Annotated in this window: 17 protein-coding genes and 1 riboswitch; of the genes, 13 read left to right on the top strand and 4 right to left on the bottom strand. The window is 55.9% G+C overall.

Annotation, left to right across the window (positions count from 1 at the left end):
• Positions 1-15: 15 nt before the first annotated feature.
• Positions 16-1,701 carry a dihydroxy-acid dehydratase gene (ilvD, locus tag O9H32_RS07715; RefSeq protein ID WP_269865348.1) on the top strand — a complete coding sequence of 562 codons (1,686 nt, stop codon included), beginning with the start codon at positions 16-18 and terminating at the stop codon, positions 1,699-1,701.
• Between the two features lie 114 nt (positions 1,702-1,815).
• Here the strand turns inward: ilvD and O9H32_RS07710 are convergent, their stop codons facing one another.
• Positions 1,816-2,124, bottom strand: coding sequence for a hypothetical protein (locus O9H32_RS07710; RefSeq protein ID WP_269865347.1), 309 nt, complete (start codon positions 2,122-2,124; stop codon positions 1,816-1,818).
• A gap of 331 nt (positions 2,125-2,455) precedes the next feature.
• On the opposite strand from O9H32_RS07710, the gene O9H32_RS07705 reads away from it, so the two are divergent.
• Both O9H32_RS07705 and O9H32_RS07700 read left to right on the top strand, forming a co-directional pair.
• On the top strand, positions 2,456-3,463 hold the full coding sequence (locus O9H32_RS07705) for an HRDC domain-containing protein (protein WP_269865346.1): 1,008 nt from the start codon (positions 2,456-2,458) through the stop codon (positions 3,461-3,463).
• Complete coding sequence (locus O9H32_RS07700; protein WP_269865345.1) at positions 3,400-3,678, top strand: hypothetical protein; 279 nt, start codon at positions 3,400-3,402, stop codon at positions 3,676-3,678. Before O9H32_RS07705 ends, O9H32_RS07700 begins: the two co-directional genes overlap by 64 nt.
• 36 nt (positions 3,679-3,714) lie before the next feature.
• Here O9H32_RS07700 and corA read toward each other — a convergent pair whose 3' ends face one another.
• A complete protein-coding gene (gene corA, locus O9H32_RS07695; protein ID WP_269865344.1) occupies positions 3,715-4,650 on the bottom strand; it encodes a magnesium/cobalt transporter CorA in 936 nt (311 codons plus the stop codon).
• Between the two features lie 456 nt (positions 4,651-5,106).
• A riboswitch (SAM riboswitch) is annotated at positions 5,107-5,253 on the top strand.
• 130 nt (positions 5,254-5,383) lie between these two features.
• On the opposite strand from corA, the gene metA reads away from it, so the two are divergent.
• The 5 genes from metA (at position 5,384) to O9H32_RS07670 (ending at position 11,273) form a co-directional block, all read left to right on the top strand.
• Complete coding sequence (metA, locus tag O9H32_RS07690) at positions 5,384-6,310, top strand: homoserine O-acetyltransferase MetA (protein ID WP_269865343.1); 927 nt, start codon at positions 5,384-5,386, stop codon at positions 6,308-6,310.
• The gene (locus O9H32_RS07685; RefSeq protein ID WP_269865342.1) at positions 6,307-7,518 is read left to right on the top strand and encodes an aminotransferase class I/II-fold pyridoxal phosphate-dependent enzyme; all 1,212 of its coding nucleotides are present in this window, start codon (positions 6,307-6,309) and stop codon (positions 7,516-7,518) included. The genes metA and O9H32_RS07685 overlap by 4 nt, the downstream gene beginning before the upstream one ends.
• Positions 7,519-7,727: 209 nt before the next feature.
• Positions 7,728-8,534: a class D beta-lactamase gene (gene blaOXA, locus O9H32_RS07680; protein ID WP_406627272.1), complete on the top strand. Its 807-nt coding sequence runs from the start codon at positions 7,728-7,730 to the stop codon at positions 8,532-8,534.
• Between the two features lie 258 nt (positions 8,535-8,792).
• The gene (gene mqnC / locus O9H32_RS07675) at positions 8,793-9,929 is read left to right on the top strand and encodes a cyclic dehypoxanthinyl futalosine synthase (RefSeq protein WP_269865340.1); all 1,137 of its coding nucleotides are present in this window, start codon (positions 8,793-8,795) and stop codon (positions 9,927-9,929) included.
• 156 nt (positions 9,930-10,085) lie between these two features.
• A complete protein-coding gene (locus tag O9H32_RS07670; protein ID WP_269865339.1) occupies positions 10,086-11,273 on the top strand; it encodes a glycosyltransferase family 4 protein in 1,188 nt (395 codons plus the stop codon).
• A gap of 117 nt (positions 11,274-11,390) precedes the next feature.
• Here the strand turns inward: O9H32_RS07670 and O9H32_RS07665 are convergent, their stop codons facing one another.
• Together O9H32_RS07665 and O9H32_RS07660 are read right to left on the bottom strand one after the other, a co-directional pair.
• On the bottom strand, positions 11,391-12,971 hold the full coding sequence (locus tag O9H32_RS07665) for a L,D-transpeptidase (protein WP_269865337.1): 1,581 nt from the start codon (positions 12,969-12,971) through the stop codon (positions 11,391-11,393).
• Between the two features lie 186 nt (positions 12,972-13,157).
• On the bottom strand, positions 13,158-13,343 hold the full coding sequence (locus tag O9H32_RS07660; RefSeq protein WP_269865336.1) for a hypothetical protein: 186 nt from the start codon (positions 13,341-13,343) through the stop codon (positions 13,158-13,160).
• 150 nt (positions 13,344-13,493) lie between these two features.
• Between O9H32_RS07660 and O9H32_RS07655 the strand changes: the two genes are divergently transcribed.
• The 5 genes from O9H32_RS07655 to O9H32_RS07635 all read left to right on the top strand — a co-directional run bounded on the left by O9H32_RS07655 (position 13,494) and on the right by O9H32_RS07635 (position 18,789).
• Positions 13,494-13,664, top strand: coding sequence for a hypothetical protein (locus O9H32_RS07655; protein ID WP_269865335.1), 171 nt, complete (start codon positions 13,494-13,496; stop codon positions 13,662-13,664).
• Between the two features lie 297 nt (positions 13,665-13,961).
• Positions 13,962-14,903: a putative sporulation protein YtxC gene (locus tag O9H32_RS07650; protein WP_269865334.1), complete on the top strand. Its 942-nt coding sequence runs from the start codon at positions 13,962-13,964 to the stop codon at positions 14,901-14,903.
• A 313-nt stretch (positions 14,904-15,216) separates the two neighbouring features.
• On the top strand, positions 15,217-17,157 hold the full coding sequence (thrS, locus tag O9H32_RS07645; RefSeq protein ID WP_269865333.1) for a threonine--tRNA ligase: 1,941 nt from the start codon (positions 15,217-15,219) through the stop codon (positions 17,155-17,157).
• Between the two features lie 312 nt (positions 17,158-17,469).
• Positions 17,470-18,159 carry a 3D domain-containing protein gene (locus tag O9H32_RS07640; protein ID WP_269865332.1) on the top strand — a complete coding sequence of 230 codons (690 nt, stop codon included), beginning with the start codon at positions 17,470-17,472 and terminating at the stop codon, positions 18,157-18,159.
• Positions 18,160-18,411: 252 nt separating this feature from the next.
• Entirely contained in the window at positions 18,412-18,789 is a 378-nt protein-coding gene (locus O9H32_RS07635) for a hypothetical protein (RefSeq protein ID WP_269865331.1), read from the top strand.
• The last annotated feature ends 25 nt before the right edge of the window (positions 18,790-18,814 follow it).

Raw genomic sequence — 18,814 nt, 5'->3', positions numbered from 1 at the left:
GAGGATTACAGAGCAATGGCCAAGGCTAAGATGAGAAGCGACATGATCAAAAAGGGCTTCGACCGCGCACCTCACCGCAGTCTGCTTCGCGCAGCGGGTGTAAAAGAAGAGGATTTCGACAAGCCGTTCATTGCGGTGTGCAATTCCTATATCGATATCGTACCGGGTCACGTCCACCTTCAGGAGTTCGGCAAGATCGTCAAGGAAGCGATCCGCGAAGCGGGCGGCGTGCCATTCGAATTCAACACCATCGGCGTGGATGACGGGATTGCCATGGGGCATATCGGCATGCGCTACTCGCTGCCGAGCCGCGAGATTATCGCGGACTCCCTCGAGACTGTCGTCGCTGCCCACTGGTTCGACGGCATGGTCTGTATTCCGAACTGCGACAAGATCACGCCAGGCATGATGATGGGCGCGCTGCGCGTCAACATCCCGACGATGTTCGTCTCCGGCGGTCCGATGAAAGCGGGCAAGACGAGCGACGGCCGCTCGATCTCTCTCTCCTCGGTATTCGAAGGCGTTGGTGCCTACCAGGCCGGCAAGATCGACGACAAGTCGCTGCTCGAGCTCGAGCAGTACGGCTGTCCGACATGTGGATCGTGTTCGGGTATGTTCACGGCGAACTCGATGAACTGTCTCGCCGAGGGTCTTGGCCTTGCGCTGCCGGGCAACGGCACGATTCTTGCGATCTCCGAAGACCGCAGGGAGTTCGTGAAGAAGTCCGCGAAGCAGCTCATGGAGCTGATCAAGCTCGACATCAAGCCGCGTGATATCGTGACGATCGAAGCGATCGACAATGCATTCGCACTCGATATGGCGATGGGCGGATCGACGAACACCGTACTCCATACGCTGGCTCTGGCGCATGAAGCGGGCTTCGAATATCCGATCGAGCGTATCAACGAAGTGGCGAAGCGCGTACCGCATCTCGCGAAGATCGCTCCGGCCTCCGATTATCATATCGAAGACGTGCACAATGCGGGCGGCGTCAGCGCAGTGCTCAACGAGCTGTTCAAGAAGCCGGGCGCGCTGCACGGCGACTGCATTACCGTAACGGGCAAGACGCTGGCCGAGAATGTGGCCGGCTGCGAGATTCTCGACAAGGATGTCATCCATCCGCTGGACAACCCGCACTCGCAAGAGGGGGGACTTGCCGTATTGTTCGGGAACCTGGCTCCAGGCGGCTCGATCATCAAGGTCGGCGCGGTGGACAAGTCCGTCGGCGGTTACCACAAAGGGCCTGCGATCTGCTTCGATTCCCAGGAATCGGCGCTCGAAGGCATCGCGAACGGCAAAGTCAAAGAAGGCCATGTAGTGGTTATCCGCTATGAAGGTCCGAAGGGCGGCCCAGGTATGCCTGAGATGCTCGCTCCGACTTCGCAGATCGTGGGTATGGGCCTCGGCGCGAAGGTCGGCCTGATCACCGACGGACGTTTCTCCGGCGCATCCCGCGGGATCTCCATCGGCCACATCTCGCCGGAAGCGGCTGAGGGCGGTCCGATTGCCTTCGTGAACGACGGCGATATCATCGAGCTCGACCTGGTTAACCGTACGATCCAGCTCGAAGTCAGCGACGAAGAGCTGGAAGCGCGCCGCGCGAACTGGAAGGGCTTCGAGCCGAAGGTGAAGACCGGGTATCTGGCCCGCTATTCCAAGCTCGTAACCAATGCAAGCACGGGCGGCGTATTGAAGATCTAATCGCGCCGCATGATAGAAGACAGGCTGACCGTCCGAGAGGGCGGTCAGCCTGTCTTTGTGTGTGGCTGGAGCCTTGGGGGCCGTATGCTCCCATCTCTGGGCAGGGCGCGTGTCTTATTCCTCCACGTGATCGTCCCCGGAAGAATCGTGGGTCGGATGGGCGCCCGGGTATTCCCGGGACATGCCTGCATGCAGCTCGCGGTTCTCGTAAGTAAAGCGGTTCTGGGAACGCTGGTCGTCCCGCCACGGCGTGCTTTTGCCCAGAGTTTCGCTGAGCAGATCGCTGCCATAAGGACCCTCGGGGAACTCTTCGGCCGTCAGGTCGTTGCGCTGGGATTCGACGGTCGCGAGGTCTGTATACTTTTGGTGAGGGGCCTGGTCGATGAACCCGTCTTCGTCGCGGTCCGGTAGGTCCTTGTCCATGGACGTTATTCCTCCTGAAGGGTGTAAGAGCTCTGCGCTCATAGCATTCCCGCGCATCGGCAAATTATCCAATTCCTGCTTGACGGTCTTCCTGCGCTATGCTAAGATGGTAATAATTTCAAAGTTTGAACGGAACGGAATGAGGAAGCACCTCTCCCATGCATAGTGGGGAGGTGCTTTTTTTGCGTACATCCAAGAAAAGCCGGCGCCTCTTTTCCTGATCCATGCTGGGCCAGCGCGCCCCGGTACAGAGAAGGCAGCGGAGCAGATTCCCCTTCATGCAGCGTCCAGTTCAGGTTTGGAAAACCACACCTCAGGAGGATGAATGAGTATGAATTTGATGTTTCTGAACAGCATGGAGAGAACGACGGCGGAAGGCGAAGTACACACGGCTCAGGTAACGATCGGCGAAAGCGAAGGCACGTGGATTGTCATGTGGAATGAGTCGCCGGACGAAGGACTCGGAGCGGCCGAGACCTGGTACGAGGGGAGCGAGTGGAACGGCATGATGCAGACGTTCCGGGAACGCGTATTCGCCAAGCAGTGCGAAGGCTATGCCCCGATGCTCGAGATACAGGTCAGCGAGCTCAGTGCCCTCGACGGCCGCCTCGCCTACATGCAGCCGCTGCACTTCTACAGCGATCGGCACTCGCAGGATGATCTCTATGAAGCGCTGCGCCAGTGGCGGTTCAAGCAGGCGACACAGGAAGGTAAGGCGCCGTTCATCGTGGCGACCAACCGTCTGCTGAAGATGATATCCGCATTCGTCCCGCAGACGGAAGAAGAACTGCTGCAGCTGCCGGGCTTCGGCAAGACCAAAGCAGCCTCCTACGGCGCGGCGATCCTCGGGATCACCGGAGGCCGGGACCGTGCGGGCAGCTTCCCGCTGACGTGGGTGGAGTCGGCTGTAGACCCGGCGGAGCTGAACACCTGGCTGCTGCAGGAGAAGGAGCGCAAGCGCAAGGCTGAAGCGGATAAGCAGGAGGTGAAGCTCCGGATCCTCGAGGCGGTACAACGGGGAGAGAAGCTGGATGCCGTGCAGGAGCAGACGAAGATTCAGCGCCGCAACCTGCTGCTCTGGCTCGAAGAGCTGGACCGGGACGGTTACGATCTGGAGGCCTACATCAAGGCCATGCTGGAGGAAGTGGAAGAGAGCCGGATCGCCGCGGCTTGGCAGGCCTTCCAGCTGCAGGGAGACCGGTACCTGAAGCCGGTCCTGCAGGCGGTGTATAAGGGCGAGGAGCTCTCCGCCAAAGACAACGAGCGGGCTTACGAATGGCTGCGCCTGCTTCGCATGAAGTACCGCAGAGCGAACGCGGAACAGCATGCCGCTTCGTAAGCAAAACAAGCAGCCGCGATGACGATGCATACCTGTGCATCGTCATCGCGGCCCGTGAAGCAGGAGCGCAAAAGACCGGGAGGAGCATCTTCCCGGTCTTTGCTTATGTCCGCACCCAAGGCGTGGCGGCAGCCACGGGGCCGTATGCGGGCATGACAGAAGCCCCGGTCTCCTGGGCGGAGAGCCGGGGCTGCCTGCATAAGCATAAAGCGTAACCTTGGGTCAAACGGATCTGATGTCCTGCCTGCCTTTCACAGCCAATCCTTCTTGCGGAACAGCCAGAACATGGCGAAGCCCAGAGCGATCATGCTGACAATGACCATGATGCCCCCCCAGTGGGACTGGGCTCCGGGGATATATTGCACATTCATCCCATAGACGCCGGTAACGAATGTCAGAGGCATGAAGATGGTAGTGAGCGCTGTGAACACGCGCATGATTTCGTTCGCCCGGTTGGCCAGCGAAGACTGGTAGGCCTCACGTAAGTTGCCCATGAGATCCCGGAACGTATCGAAGGTCTCGGAGATTTTGACCGCATTCTCATAGATGTCGCCAAAGTATTTCTTGAGCGGCTCGGAGACAAGCTTGAGCTCTTTGCGGCCCAGCGTGGCGATCACCTCGCGCTGCGGATTCAGGACCTTCTTGAGCCACAGGATTTCACTGCGCAGACCGATGATCTCGTTGAGGTGCGACTTCTTCGTATGCATCAGGATCTCTTCTTCGAGCTTCTCGATCTTCGCGTCGATCCGGTCGCCGACCAGAGTATAATTGTCGACGATGAGGTCAATCAGGTGGTAGAGGAATTGGTCGGGAGCCGTTACTTCCTCTTCCCAGAGGACCGGTTTCAGAGCACGGATCTCGTTGATCTTCTGCCGGGTAATCGTTATGATGTAATGCCTGCCGAGAAAGATATTCAGGGCACGCAGGAAAATTTCTTCGTCATCAAAGCGGATGGAGTTAAATACAATGAAATAGTGCGTGTCGTACAGTTCGATCTTCGGGCGTTGCTCCTCTTCCGTGAGCACGTCCTCTACAGCCAGTTCATGAAGATGGAACAAGGGCTGGAGCAGCTCCAGATCCTCCGGCTCGGCGTCGATCCAGTAGAATCCGTGATGCGGCGGAACCACGGTCTGGGTAATGTCTTCCACCAATGTAAATATGCCGTCCTGCACCAAGCGTGCCTTCATAGGTCTCACCCTTTCGTGTTGCCGAAACCGGAACACGACCCGTACCGCATGCGGCAGACTGCGAAATCCTTACCTTGTACACCAACCGGATATACGGCTGCGAAGGGCAGGCGGATGGCAGAATCGAACGTAGGCAGGGGGCCGGGTTCCATTCGGAATATGCAGCTTTAATTGAACGCAGAAGCGACTCCTCGGGTCTCCGTCCATTCGATTGATCGCACCCCTTTGCCTAAAAAAAATGTCGAACCCTTGTCTAGTATAACTCGCTATTTTCCAGAACACAATGCACTTTTCAGGCCTTTCTACAAGGTATGATCAGCACGCATTTGAGGTGCGAAAGAGCTCCAAAAAGGGCCAAAGATAGTAGGGAGAGGCATTCAACTCCCCCTTGACGGGCGCTTTCTTTTCGATTACAGTATTATTATCCAAAAACAACTGAATAGATTCGGTTTCACACTCTTATCAAGAGCAGGTTGAGGGACTAGCCCGATGATACCCGGCAACCGACAATCCTTTGCAGACAGTCAACAGACACAGACAGAAGCGAAGGCATTGCACGGTGCTAATTCTTGCGGAGGCGTAATAGCTTCTGATAGATGAGAGAGAGGACGATGTAACATACAAAGGCCTTTCTCGTCGCGCGCGGGGAAGGTCTTTTTGCTGCAAATGCAGGCCTTTCTCCCTCGCAGAGTGCGGGAAACAACGAATCGATCCCAAGAAGGAGTGAACCCGGATGCCCATTAAAGTACCAGATCAACTGCCCGCCAAAGAAGTGCTGATTAACGAGAATATCTTCGTCATGGACGAAAGCGTGGCGTTTCAGCAAGATATCCGTCCTTTGCGGATTGCGATCATGAACCTCATGCCCACGAAGGAAACGACGGAGACGCAGCTGCTGCGGCTGATCGGCAACACTCCGCTGCAGGTCGAATTCATTCTGCTGCACCCGAAGACGCATACCTCGAAGAACACGTCGCTCGAGCATCTCGACCAGTTCTACAAAACCTTCGAGGACGTCAAAAACGAGTATTTGGACGGTATGATTATCACCGGCGCTCCTGTGGAACAGCTCGACTTCGAACATGTGAACTATTGGGACGAGCTCGCCGAGATCATGAACTGGTCCCGCACGCATGTCACTTCAACGCTTCATATCTGTTGGGCGGCGCAGGCCGGCTTGTTCCATCACTACGGGGTTCCGAAGTATGGGCTGGAAGAGAAAATGTTCGGGGTCTTCCCGCACACGATCTCGAAGCCGAATGTGAAGCTGCTGCGCGGGTTCGACGAAGCGTTCTACGTCCCGCAGTCGCGGCACACCGAAGTGCGCCGCGAGGATATCCTGAAGCATCCGGAGCTGGAGATTCTGTCGGAGTCCGAGGATTCAGGCGTGTACATCGTCGCCACCAAGGACGGCAAGCAGATCTTCGTCACCGGTCATTCGGAATACGACGCGTGTTCGCTCAAGGCGGAGTACGACCGTGATGTGAACAAAGGGCTTGATATTGCCGTTCCCAAAAACTATTATCCGAACAACGATCCGTCGAGGAATCCGCTCAATACGTGGCGGGCGCATGCGAATCTGCTGTTCTCCAACTGGCTCAACTACTATGTCTATCAAGAAACGCCTTATGACCTGTACAAAGGAGAGTATGTCATATGAGTACAAACGAGGAACAGAAACAGCAGCCCAAGCTGCAAATCGAAAGCCGCCTGGCTCAGATCGGATCCATCGAAGAGCCGGTAACCGGCGCCGTATCCTTCCCGATCTACAACTCTACGGCGTTCCGTCATCCGAAGCTTGGCCAGAGCACCGGGTTCGACTATATCCGAACCAAGAGCCCGACGCGCAGCGTGCTGGAGACTGCCATCGCGGAGCTCGAATCCGGCGATGCCGGCTTTGCATGTTCTTCCGGAATGGCCGCGCTGCAGACCATCTTCGCGCTGTTCCGTCAAGGCGACCATCTCATCGTATCCCTGGATCTGTACGGCGGTACGTACCGTCTGCTTGAGAAGATCATGTCCCGCTTTGGCGTCACAGCCACGTATGTGGATACGAATGATCTCGACGCGCTGGAAGCCGGCGTGCAGCCGGGAACGAAAGCGGTACTGATCGAGACGCCGACGAACCCGCTGATGATGGTGACCGACATTGAGCTCGTGTGTACGTGGGCGAAGAAGAAGGGCATTCTCACGATCGTTGACAACACGCTGCTCACGCCGTTCTTCCAGCGTCCGATCGAGCTTGGGGCCGATATTGTTATCCACAGCGCCACGAAGTACCTGGGCGGACATAATGATGTGCTGGCGGGACTCATCGTGACGAAGGGCAAGGAGTTATCGGAGGAAATGGCGTTCCTGCACAATTCGATCGGCGCAGTGCTGGGCCCGCAGGATTCCTGGCTGCTCATGCGCGGCATGAAGACGCTGGCGCTCCGGATGGAACGCCACCAGTACAATGCGACGAAGATCGCGGCGTTCTTGCAGGAGCATCCGGATGTCGAGACCGTCTACTACCCGGCGCTCCCGTCCCATCCGGGGCATGAGATTCAGAACCGGCAGTCGTCGGGCAACACGGGGATCTTCTCTTTCAAGATGAAGGATGCCCGCACGATCGAGCCGATACTCCGGCACATCAAGCTGATCGCCTTCGCAGAGAGCCTGGGCGGCGTCGAGTCGCTGATGACTTATCCGGCGGTACAGACACATGCGGATATTCCGGAGGAGATCCGCCGCCAGGTGGGCGTCGATGAGAAGCTGCTGCGCTATTCCGTCGGCATCGAGCATGCCGACGATCTGATTGCCGATCTGGCCCGGGCCATCGATCTGGCCAAGCAGGAGATCGAGAGCGGCACCCCGGTTCTCGGCTGAGGATCCAGTCTATATCATAGATAAGAAGGCAGAGGAGCTCCCGCAGGAAGGGGGGCTCCTCTGCTGCATCATCCCGGTCGTCCGGACTTATCAGCCAAACGTCAGTCTCCGTCCATGTTCCGCGCTTGAATGCCGCTCTATAATGAGTCTTGTTACCATATAGGCAAAGACCGGGTTCGGATAAGGGGGAGAAGACGGTGGGCCAACGAATGACCTTGACGCTGCTGGTTCTGCTGCTAGCGGCAGCGGTGCAGGCGGCGGCAGCCAAAGATAATGGAAGTACGGAGGGAGCCGGGCGCCCCGTTCAAGTGAAAAAAATACAGGCGGACTCCTATTTTGCGGGACGTACCGGAACGTTCCTCATCAAGGATCTTCACAGCGGGGATACCTACGTCTACAACCGGCCGCGGGCCGAGACTCCATTGACCCCGGAATCGACCTTCAAGGTGGCGAATGCCCTGATCGGGCTTCAGAGCGGGGCGGTTCGGGATGAATATGACGTGAAACGGTGGGACGGCGTGGAGCGGGAGTTCGAGAGCTGGAACCGCGACCACACCCTCGGCTCCGCCATGAGGGAGTCGGCGATCTGGTACTACCAGGCGATGGCCCGGGATATCGGAACGGAGCACATGCAGGAGGGACTGGATAAGCTGTCATACGGCAACCGGGATCTCAGCGGAGGCATCGACCGCTTCTGGCTGGACAGTACCCTCAAGATTACCGGGCTGGAACAGCTCGAGTTCATGGAGAAGCTGGCGAGGGAGCAGCTGCCTGTGGATGGCAAGGTTATGAAGACCGTGAAGCGGATGATGATTCAAGAGGAGGGCGACACGTATACGCTCTACGGCAAGACGGGGACACGGCTGTCGGATTACGGGCTGGGCTGGTATGTCGGCTTTCTGACGGGAGAGAAACGCAGTTACGTCTTCGTTACGAATCTGAAAGGGAGCGGATCGGAGGCTAAGGCGATTACGTTGAATCTGCTCCGGGAGCAGCGTCTGCTTCCCGCTCCCTGATCGGCAGCGCAAGCTGCGTCAACCGTGCGAGCGGGACACTCACTCTTGTTCCATCCGGAGAGATGAGGAGTTTGGCCTCCTGATCAATACGCACCTGCCGGTTGGGGTATCTTACAGGAATCGGCGCTTCCGGGGAGTTCACATAAAGTTTGCAAAATGCCCGGGGGAGGGCGGGAAGCCGCTTCCTGCGGGCTTTTTGTATGGCGGGGACGGAGCGGTTTGTGGTACGATGAGGAGTATAAAAGGAGATGAAATGCGATGAGTTCCATCGATCGTATCTTGGATTCCGTACTGGCAGGCGGACGGCTTAGCGTCGAAGACTGCATAACGCTGTACGAATCCGACCAGATTGAGAAAATGGGCCACGCGGCCAACCAGATCATGCTGAAGCACCATCCCGAGCCGGTGACCACTTTCGTGATCGGACGCAACATAAACTACACGAACATCTGCGACGTATTCTGCCGGTTCTGCGCTTTCTATCGTGCGCCGGGATCGCCGGAAGGCTACGTGCTGCCGGATGAAGTCATATTCCAAAAGATTCAGGAGACGATCAATGTCGGGGGAACCGAGATCCTCATGCAGGGCGGAGTGAATCCGGAATTGTCATTCTCCTACTATACCAATCTGCTTCGGGAGATCAAGAAACGCTTCCCGGATATTACCATGCACTCGTTCTCTCCGGCAGAGATTATGAAGATGAAGGAGCTCTCCGGCCTCTCCCTAGAAGAGGTCATCCGCGCGCTGCATGAAGCGGGACTCGACTCCCTGCCGGGCGGCGGCGGCGAGATTCTCGACGATCGGACGCGGCGCAAGATTTCGCGGCTCAAAGGTTCGTGGCGCGACTGGATGGACGTTATGCATGCGGCCCACAAAGTCGGCATGCATACGACCGGCACGATGGTGATCGGCTTCGGCGAATCGTATGAGGAGCGGGCGCTGCACTTCCTGCGGATTCGGGAGCAGCAAGATTTGTCTTTGGCCAGCGGCTTTCCGGTCCCGGGCTTCCTGGCGTTCATCTCGTGGACGTTCCAACCTGAGAATACCAACCTGAAGGCAGAGAAGCTTGGAGCAGAGGACTATCTGAAGAATGTGGCGATCTCCCGTCTCATGCTCGATAACATCAAGAATTTCCAGTCCTCCTGGGTTACGATGGGGCCTGAAGTAGGCAAGCTCTCACTGCATTACGGCTGCAATGACTTCGGTTCGACGATGATCGAAGAGAACGTGGTATCCGCTGCAGGAACGACGCACAAGGTGAACATCTCTTCCACCCTCCAGCTTATTCGCGAAGCGGGCAAGATACCTGCCCAGCGGAATACGAAGTATGAGATTCTCCGCATGTTCGACGATGAGACGGTACAGGTGGAGAACGACTTTATCATGCAGAACTAAGACTCAAGACAGAAGATGGCCGAAAGAGGTTTCGGCCGTCTTTTTTTATGGAACCAAATCTAAAAGAACCTTTAGTTATCCAAGTATTGACTAGAGAACTAATGGATGTTAGGTTAGTACCATAAATCAAAAAAATGGAAAGCTGGGGATTTCTTAGTGAAACACATTCTATATCTTCAGCCATATCCAAGTCAGGTTGGAGGCGTGGATACGGTACTGCTGCAGCTGATTGAAGGCCTGGACCGGACGAAATACCAGCCGTTTGTTCTGCTTGCAGGGCATAGTCCCTATGTGGAGAAGTATGAGAGCCTCGGGGTCAAAGTCTTTATCGGCAAGCTGGCTGTGTTCGGCAAGCCGACCAGCTACCGGTACTATTGGGATAATGCACTGAAGCTGGTCAGCACAGTGAAGACGGTACTGCATATTATCAAAACCCACCGGATCGATCTCGTGCACTCGCACAAGATGGAACTCATGGGCGGGAACATCGCGGCGAAGCTGAAGGGCATTCCAGCGGTACAGACTGTGCACGAACTGCCGCGGGGTATGCTCCCGGCGTATCAGATGGTAGGGCTGCTCAATCATATACTTAACGACACCGTCGTTGTCTTGTGCGAGCGGAGTAAGGTGATGTTCCGGTGGTTCGGCAAGGAATCGGGCAAGCTCCGCAAAATTTATAACGGCATCCAGTTCTCGGAGACTGATTCTGGAAGCGGATTCAATCCGATCCGAGAGCAGCTTAGCCTCTCATCAGAGGTCCCTCTGATGATGACCGTGGCCCGGCTGGCGCCCGAGAAGGGGATCGAGACGCTGATCCGGGCAGCCGCGGCGTTCAAGCGGGAGGGGCACCAAGGGCATTTTGTAATCGTTGGCGACGCCACCTTCGAGCATGAGAAGGTGTACAAAGAGCAGCTGTTCGCCTTGACCGGAGAATTGAATGTAACAGACCGGGTCCACTTTGTCGGACTGCGCCGTGATGTCCCCGATCTGTTGAAGCAAGCGGACGTATTCGTGCTTTCTTCCGTCTACGATACCTTCCCCACGGCGATTCTGGAAGCGATGAGAGCGGGACTGCCCGTGGTATCTACCGATGTCGGGGGCGTACCGGAGATGGTCCGTCCGGACAATGGGCTGATGACGCCGGTGTTCGATCACGAAGCTCTGGCCAAAGCTGTGGCGTCCCTGCTGTCCATGAATTATAGAACGATGGGGCAGAACGGCCAAAAGCTGATGGAGAGCGAATTCTCCCGGCAGGCTTACGTGAACGAGACCGTACGGCTGTATGAAGAACTGTGGGCGCAGTACGGGAAGGGCGGCAGCCAAGTGGAGTACGCCCGAACTTAAAGGAAGGGCCCCGGCTTGAACAAAAAAATGCCTTCAGCAGGCTGCTGAAGGCATGTCCATAGGAATCGCTGCAGCACAGCCCTCCCGGGGCTGTGTTTTTGGCATAGCATACTTATTCTACCCGAGCCAGTGGAACATGCGGCCAGGCGCAGTCTCCGTTCCGGCAGCAGGTACAAGGGAAGAGCGATGGGATTCGGCCGGGAGCAGGGCTTGTGCGGGAAGGGAGGTCCTCATTGGCCGGCCGGCCGCCGCGTTATCCCCTTCCGTCGCCGTGGCCTCGGCGGCACGGATCACAACCTGCGTCCCTCTCGGAACCAGAGGATATAGCAAGGCGATATCTTCATTCGCCATCCGGATGCAGCCTTGAGAGGCATCCTGACCGATCGACGATTCGTCTGGCGTGCCGTGCACGGCCAGACGGCCCATCCCCAGGGCTGCAGAGCCATAGATGCCCTCCTGGCGGCCCTGTGGTTCAAGGACGCGCTCTCCAACCGCGAAGCGGCCGTTCGGCGTCGTTCCCTGGGCCCCGAGACCTACAGGGAACGCTGCCAACACCGTTTCCCCCACCGTGAACCGGATCAGATGCTGATCCTGAATCACCTCGAGCGTGGCGGGACGGTAAGGTGCGGCAAGAGCCGTCAGGGCCCCAGAGGATGCTGCCGAGAAAGAGGAAGAAGAATTCGCACCGGTTGCCGATTCGGCCCTCACGTTAGGATAGAAGGCTTCCGCCGGAGAAGGGGCCGCCGCGTTATATACCCATCCGCCGCTGCCATCAAAAAAAGCCCTAACCTCGGACGAACCGGACAGGGCTTCCTCAGGAAGGAAAGAAATATAGTTGGACGGATAGGAGCCGAGCAGGACGGTCAAGGCAGCAGGGTAAGTGCCTTGTTCGCCGCGGTAGGCTTCCAGAGCGGTACGCACCAGATTGGCTCCCGCTTCCGTGCGGAGCTTCTGGAGCTCCGCTTGCAGGAAACGGATTTTGACGGATGAATCAATGCCTGGCTGATACTCCGCTACGACGAAGGCTTTGTCTTTCCAGGACTCGTCCGTCAGCGGGACGGCGCCTTTGCCTGCAACAGGAGAAGCAACCCCGAAGATGACGATGCTGTTCTTCGGATGGCCCTCTGACAGCTGTACCGCTCTGTCGTGCAGCAGTTCTTCCACTTCTTCATGCGGTGTGCCGTAAGGGATATGCAGCAGGTAGGGAACTTCCACGCTTTCGTATGTAACGGCCTTGCCTACGCCGGCAGGGCTCCAGACCGATACGACTTTGGAGATCGCCGCCGGACCGTAGAAGAGGCCAGCCAGCAGAAGGTTGATGAAGAGCAGGGCGAGCAGCAGTACCTTCATGAACAGGGGAACTGCCGGCTTGGCTCTGAGCGCTGGGCTCGCCTGCGCTGCGGATTCCGCTGCCCCCAATTCCTTCTCCAGGCGGCGGATCGAGCCGGAAGCCAGATAGTAATAGGGGGATGGGTGGGTTCGCATCGTTTCTCTATAATGAAACAAGGCCTTGTCCCGCCGGCCTTCGAATTCGAAATGCTGGCCGAGCCGGTAGTGCGCCTCTGGTGAGCGTCTGTCGAGGTAATTGATCACCTTCTGGTAATAATTGGGATCATTGCGGTTCAAATAAAGATTTTTATGCAGATGAATGAGATGGTCGCCCTTCGTCACTCTATAGCGGGTCGTCGAGTACGGCATGTCGGAGCCTCCTAGAAGAATTGTACCTATGATACAAATAGTATCATAAAATAGGTCCCAACGAAAGGGGAGGGCCTAAAAAAATATACAATTTGTATCATGGACATCAAAAAAAGACGCCCTTCTAAGACGTCAGTGTCATGACTTCATTCCCATGCACGACCATCCGGTTGCGTCCCCTATGTTTTACTTCGTATAAAGCTCTGTCGGCCCTTCGAACAATGCTTCCTTGGAAGTGCCTGCTGTAAAGGTGTGAAGTCCGATGAAGACCGTCATGGGATTCCCGCCGAGCTCTTCATGCCGGAGCTCCGCTATCCGTGTCTGCTCCCAGCTATCGTTTCCGTGAGCTCCGTCCCCGGAAACTAGACGCAAACTCTTCCCCTCCATAGCGTGCGGGCAAGCGGTTGAACGCTGCGATCTCTCCCTCAGCATTCCCGCTGCTTTCCGGAGTGCCGCATCTCCGGCCCGGTGCCCGTAAGAGCCCGCAGCAAAAAAAGGAGCTTCCGGCGCTGAAAATAAAAGATGGAGGCGAGAATGGGAAGAAACAGCGTTGTGAACGAGGGACTAATGTACGGAAATGTGGTAATAAGACAAAGGGACAACGGCGCTCCGCCGCAGATCACCATAATTCTTGCCGCGGCTCAGAAGAGCGTAGACGGCTTCCACGATGAGCAGCCCGGCAAACAACCATAGCATATGAGGTCCCCGGATATCGGCGGGAATGTAATCCAGGTTCCATCCGGATGTCGCTGCGCAAACGGATGCGGCAGCAACCGGCATATCGGCTGCGCCCCGATATCCGTTAAGCTGTCGCCGGTTCCGGCGTGACAGTCTCGCTTGATGCGTCGCATCAAAAACCAGAGGATTTACTCCAATTTCGTGGTGTTAATCTCATATATTACTATACCATGGACGGCTTGATATTTGTATATATGCGACTCATGGGCCATATACTTTAACAGAGGCAAGGTCTGAAAGGAGTGGATGGGGATGAAGCTGTTTACGGTGAATTTGCTGAAACGTACGGACGCACAGGCAGACCGGCTCCGCCGCGAACTATCGGGTTCGGGCGAACTGCTACATAATACAGACAAAATCCATATCGCTCTGAACGGCAGGGAAGGCATGCATGAGATTGAGATCTCCGGTAAACTTCCCGCCTTCCAGCTCCATATTGACGGGGAGGCCGTATTCGCCGAAGCGGCGCAGGTGCTTGCGGAGTATGTGCTCCATGAGGAAGAGCGTGCGCTGCTTCGAAGCATGATCAAACAGGAGTTCAGTTATAAACGCGATGATGAGGTCGAGGGGATCATGGCCTACTGCGACCGGATGCTGGGGGCGAACGGGACTCCTGCGCCGGAAGTTCCTCATACCGCTGCCTATGATAAAGCTTATTCGCGCCGCAAGGAAAAAATAGCCGAGGAAATAAAGGATTTTTTGCAGGAACATACCACGCTGAACCTGGAGGGCCTCCTGACATTCAGGCTCCGTGCCTATCGCGAGGAACTGAAGGAAATCGCGGAGTATGCCGTGGACGAATTCGTCATGGATCAGCAGTACCAGGAATTCATCTCGCTGCTGCAGTATTTCGTCTATATCCAGGAGGCCAAGGTGCCCATCGTTCATTTGCTCCATAAAGGCGGGGCCGACTTCCTGTTGATGAATGAGCGGATGGAGATTATCGATACGGAGGAAACCGATACGGTGGTAACGGCCCAGATGCTCGAGAAGGACATGAACTTCGAGGATATGATCGTCTCCACGCTGATCACCGTTTCTCCGGGTAAAATCTTCATCCACACGCGGGAGCCGGAACTTCAGATTATCCACACGATCCGGCAGATCTTCGAAAACCGCGTAGAGCTGTGCGGGTACTGCCGGATGTGCCACAGCCTTGACCGCTCAACGACTGCCGAATATAATAAAGGATAAGGCGACAATCAAAGACATGAGGAACTGAAGTACTGCCCAGAGAGAGGGGACCCGGCTGCAAGCCCCTTCAGTCCACGACAGATCCTTACCCCTTTGTAGCCGTGATATGGAACGGGAGCTGCTCTTTGGCTCACCAAGTAAATATCACCGGGTCATTCCCGTTACCGGATGTCTTGAGGATTCGCTGCATGCCTGCGGTAAGCAGGAGAGGATGGCGGCGGATTGAAATAGGGTGGAACCACGAGCCGAGCGCCTCGTCCCTTCTGGGATGATGCGCTTTTTTGTATATTTCACATATGGAGGATTATGGATCATGGCAATCAAAGTAACGTTTCCTGACGGCGCAGTGCGCGAATATGCAGAAGGTACGACAGTAGATGAGGTGGCAGGTTCGATCTCTTCGGGCCTCAAGAAGAACGCGGTGGTCGGCAAAGTCAACGGCAAACTGGTGGACTTGAGTACGAAGCTCCAGGAGGATGCCGAGGTGGCCATCATCACCCTCGACAGCGAAGAAGGCCTTGGGGTTTACCGTCACAGCACCGCCCATCTGATGGCTCAAGCGATCAAAAGAATTTACGGGGAAAAGACGGTGAAGCTGGGGATCGGGCCGGTGATCGAGGACGGTTTCTATTATGATATCGATATGGAGAATTCGCTGACGCCGGAAGATTTGGTGAAGATCGAGAAAGAGATGGAGCGGATTGCCGGCGAGAACCTTCCGATTGCCCGCAGGGTCGTCTCCCGTGAGGAAGCGATCCGGATCTTCACCGAACTCGAAGATCCTCTGAAGCTGGAGCTTATCCGCGACCTGCCTGAAGAGGCGGAGCTGACGATCTACGACCAGGGCGAGTTCTTCGATCTCTGCCGGGGACCTCACCTGCCTTCCACCGGACGGATCAAAGCATTCAAGCTGCTCAGCGTGGCCGGCGCCTACTGGCGCGGCGACTCCAAGAACAAGATGCTGCAGCGGATCTACGGCACGGCGTTCGCGAAGAAGTCCGAGCTTGAAGAGCATCTGCACTTGCTCGAAGAAGCGAAGAAGCGCGACCACCGCAAGCTCGGCCGCGAGCTCAAGATGTTCACCTTCTCGAACGAAGTAGGGCAAGGGCTGCCGATTTGGCTGCCTCATGGAGCCAAAGTGCGCCAGACTCTCGAACGCTACATCGTGGACCTCGAAGAGCGGCTCGGCTACAATCACGTCTATACGCCCGTTCTGGCCAATGTGGAATTGTACAAGACGAGCGGCCACTGGGAGCATTACAGCGAAGACATGTTCCCGAAGATGGTTATGGACAATGAAGAGCTCGTCCTCCGGCCGATGAACTGTCCGCATCATATGATGGTGTACAAGAGCGATATGCGCAGCTACCGCGATCTTCCGGTTCGGATCGCCGAGCTCGGCACGATGCACCGCTATGAGATGTCAGGAGCCCTGACCGGCCTTCACCGCGTACGCGCGATGACGCTTAACGATGCCCACATCTTCTGCCGTCCCGATCAGATCAAGGAAGAGTTCGCCCGCGTCGTGAACCTAATCCGCGAGGTTTATGCGGACTTCGGCATCACCGATTACCGGTTCCGTCTATCTTACCGGGATCCGAAGGATACGGAGAAGTATTTCCAGAACGACGAGATGTGGGAAATGTCCCAGCGTATGCTGAAGGAAGTCGTGGAAGAGCTTGGGCTCCCCTACTTTGAGGCGGAGGGAGAAGCGGCGTTCTACGGCCCGAAACTCGACGTGCAGATCAAGACCGCGCTAAAGAAAGAAGAGACGCTGTCGACCGCACAGCTGGACTTCCTCCTGCCGGAGCGCTTCCAATTGGAGTATGTGGGAGCGGACGGGCAGAAGCACCGGCCTGTGGTTATCCATCGCGGCATTATTTCGACGATGGAGCGGATGACGGCGTTCCTCCTGGAGAACTTTGCAGGGGCCCTGCCGACCTGGTTATGTCCGGTACAAGCCAAAGTGCTGCCGGTGTCCGGGAACTTCGAAGCGTATGCCAAGGAAGTGGAAGCGAAGCTGCAGAAGGCGGGCATTCGCGTAGAAGCGGATCTTCGCAACGAAAAGCTGGGCTACAAGATTCGTGAGGCACAGCTGGAGAAGATTCCTTACATGCTCGTCGTAGGGGAGAATGAGGTACAGTCCGGAGGCGCGTCCGTGCGCCGCCGCGGTCAGGGAGACCTTGGTGCTCAAAGTCTCGATGACGTAGCAGCACTGATTCTCGAAGATATCCGCAGCAAAAAAATTCAATAAACGCTAACGGCGAAGCCGTCTGGCCCGGTTACTCGAAGGAGTGCCGGGACGGACGGCTTTTTTTGTTTGGTGACTAAGAGACGGATGAAGCAAGTTTCTTGCTTTGTTTCTTCTCTTCCGCGGTTGGGTATTTAGATAAAAGTCTCTCCCGTGCCGGATATAACATCTTTTGTAAGGTGAGGACACTTTCTTGCGGAGCGAGGAAGAATGCCCGGTAGATGCCGGGCGCTGACAAAGGCTTCCATGATTGGATGTATAGCAGGGGCTTCCAGTGGATAGCCTCTTAAGTAAGGGGAGGTTTAAAACAAACTTATGTTATCGAAAACCGCAAACCATGTCTTATGGATCTGTTGCATTGCGATGATGCTGTCCGTATGGATGTGGTTTGAACAAGAACCGCCATTCGTGAAGGATCGTTCCCAAGGGGCACGGGAGCCGTCCGTAACGGTCATGGGGGTTGTCCCGCATGTACAAGGCGATGTACAGGACGTCACCCGGCCTGGATCCGCCAAAGACGAACCCGAAGCAAAGCCGGTTTCTGGCGCTGCGGGTGCCGCAGGTGAAAAAGCACGGCGGACGAGCTATAAGCTGTTTCCTCACAGAGGCCAAGATCTGAAGCAGTTCAAGGCGGTGGAAGTGACGGCCACCGGCTACTACGCGGGGATCGAATCCACCGGCAAAAATCCCGGACATCCCGAATACGGAGTTACCTACTCCGGATTGAGGGTGACACGGGACGTTGGGGCTTTCTCGACCATTGCCGCCGATCCTGCCGTATTTCCGATTGGAACCGTACTTTATATTCCGGGGTACGGCTACGGAGTTGTAGCGGATACCGGAGGGGCGATTAAAGGCCGACGGATCGATTTGTACTTTGAGACCAAGGATCAGGTATACAGGGAGTGGGGCAAGAGAACCCTGAATGTATTCGTGGTCAAGGAGGGCTCAGGCAAGCTCAACGAAGTGCTGTGGAACACCCTGAAGACCGAACTGCTGTTTTGATCAGCGGCTTCCAACCTCAAACCCAACTTTCAAGGTAAAACAAGATAGGCATTTCCCGAACAATCAGTGAGCGGATGGGGAATAGCAAGCCCTAAGGACAAGATTCCTTAGGGCTTTTATGCGGCTTGGTGACAGCTTGAATGCGGGGAAAGGGGAAAAACCGAACAAAATTGTTGGTTTCCAAAGCTATTGTTTTGGTGTAAAATAAGGTTACAGTGATTATTGTTAACATTATGGGATAGGTGATAGATCATGCTAAATGCTTTGTTAGCAGGGAGCCCGATGCGTGTGAAGGAGCGGAAAGCAGCCGAAGTTTATCCATTTCTGGAGGCTTACATTGCCCGGAAAGAAGAACAAATCTCAGAAATCGAACAGGTAATCGAACGATACGAGAAAAAGCGGATGATGGAAGAAAGAAGCTATCAAAACATGTCAGCTTTGAGACGTATGTTTACAGGGAAAAGGCCGGACCATCATTTGGCGGTCGAATACATCCATTATGTAAAGCGCCCTATGGAACAAATCCGGGCCTTGCGCATGGAGATCGAGAATGCCCGTACCATTTTGAATGGCAATCCGGCGGATACGATTACGATCACGGAAGAACTGGAAAGAGAATTGAATTCCTAACGGTAGACAGCAAAACACCGGTCCC

Origin of the sequence: Paenibacillus caseinilyticus, from assembly GCF_027533645.1 — a bacterium.
Lineage (GTDB): Bacteria > Bacillota > Bacilli > Paenibacillales > NBRC-103111 > Paenibacillus_G > Paenibacillus_G caseinilyticus.
Note: the sequence above shows the minus strand (reverse complement) of the source record. Positions and strands in the feature narration are given on the sequence as shown.

What these genes read in the sequence shown, in the direction of transcription:
- mqnC (WP_269865340.1), top strand. Translation starts at nt 8,793, where the DNA reads ATGAGTTCCATCGATCGTATCTTGGATTCCGTACTGGCAGGCGGACGG.
- O9H32_RS07705 (WP_269865346.1), top strand. Translation starts at nt 2,456, where the DNA reads ATGAATTTGATGTTTCTGAACAGCATGGAGAGAACGACGGCGGAAGGC.
- O9H32_RS07700 (WP_269865345.1), top strand. Translation starts at nt 3,400, where the DNA reads ATGGCTGCGCCTGCTTCGCATGAAGTACCGCAGAGCGAACGCGGAACA.
- O9H32_RS07650 (WP_269865334.1), top strand. Translation starts at nt 13,962, where the DNA reads ATGAAGCTGTTTACGGTGAATTTGCTGAAACGTACGGACGCACAGGCA.
- thrS (WP_269865333.1), top strand. Translation starts at nt 15,217, where the DNA reads ATGGCAATCAAAGTAACGTTTCCTGACGGCGCAGTGCGCGAATATGCA.
- O9H32_RS07635 (WP_269865331.1), top strand. Translation starts at nt 18,412, where the DNA reads ATGCTAAATGCTTTGTTAGCAGGGAGCCCGATGCGTGTGAAGGAGCGG.
- O9H32_RS07640 (WP_269865332.1), top strand. Translation starts at nt 17,470, where the DNA reads ATGTTATCGAAAACCGCAAACCATGTCTTATGGATCTGTTGCATTGCG.
- corA (WP_269865344.1), bottom strand. Translation starts at nt 4,650, where the DNA reads ATGAAGGCACGCTTGGTGCAGGACGGCATATTTACATTGGTGGAAGAC.
- metA (WP_269865343.1), top strand. Translation starts at nt 5,384, where the DNA reads ATGCCCATTAAAGTACCAGATCAACTGCCCGCCAAAGAAGTGCTGATT.
- ilvD (WP_269865348.1), top strand. Translation starts at nt 16, where the DNA reads ATGGCCAAGGCTAAGATGAGAAGCGACATGATCAAAAAGGGCTTCGAC.
- O9H32_RS07710 (WP_269865347.1), bottom strand. Translation starts at nt 2,124, where the DNA reads ATGGACAAGGACCTACCGGACCGCGACGAAGACGGGTTCATCGACCAG.
- O9H32_RS07665 (WP_269865337.1), bottom strand. Translation starts at nt 12,971, where the DNA reads ATGCCGTACTCGACGACCCGCTATAGAGTGACGAAGGGCGACCATCTC.
- blaOXA (WP_406627272.1), top strand. Translation starts at nt 7,728, where the DNA reads ATGACCTTGACGCTGCTGGTTCTGCTGCTAGCGGCAGCGGTGCAGGCG.
- O9H32_RS07655 (WP_269865335.1), top strand. Translation starts at nt 13,494, where the DNA reads ATGGAGGCGAGAATGGGAAGAAACAGCGTTGTGAACGAGGGACTAATG.
- O9H32_RS07685 (WP_269865342.1), top strand. Translation starts at nt 6,307, where the DNA reads ATGAGTACAAACGAGGAACAGAAACAGCAGCCCAAGCTGCAAATCGAA.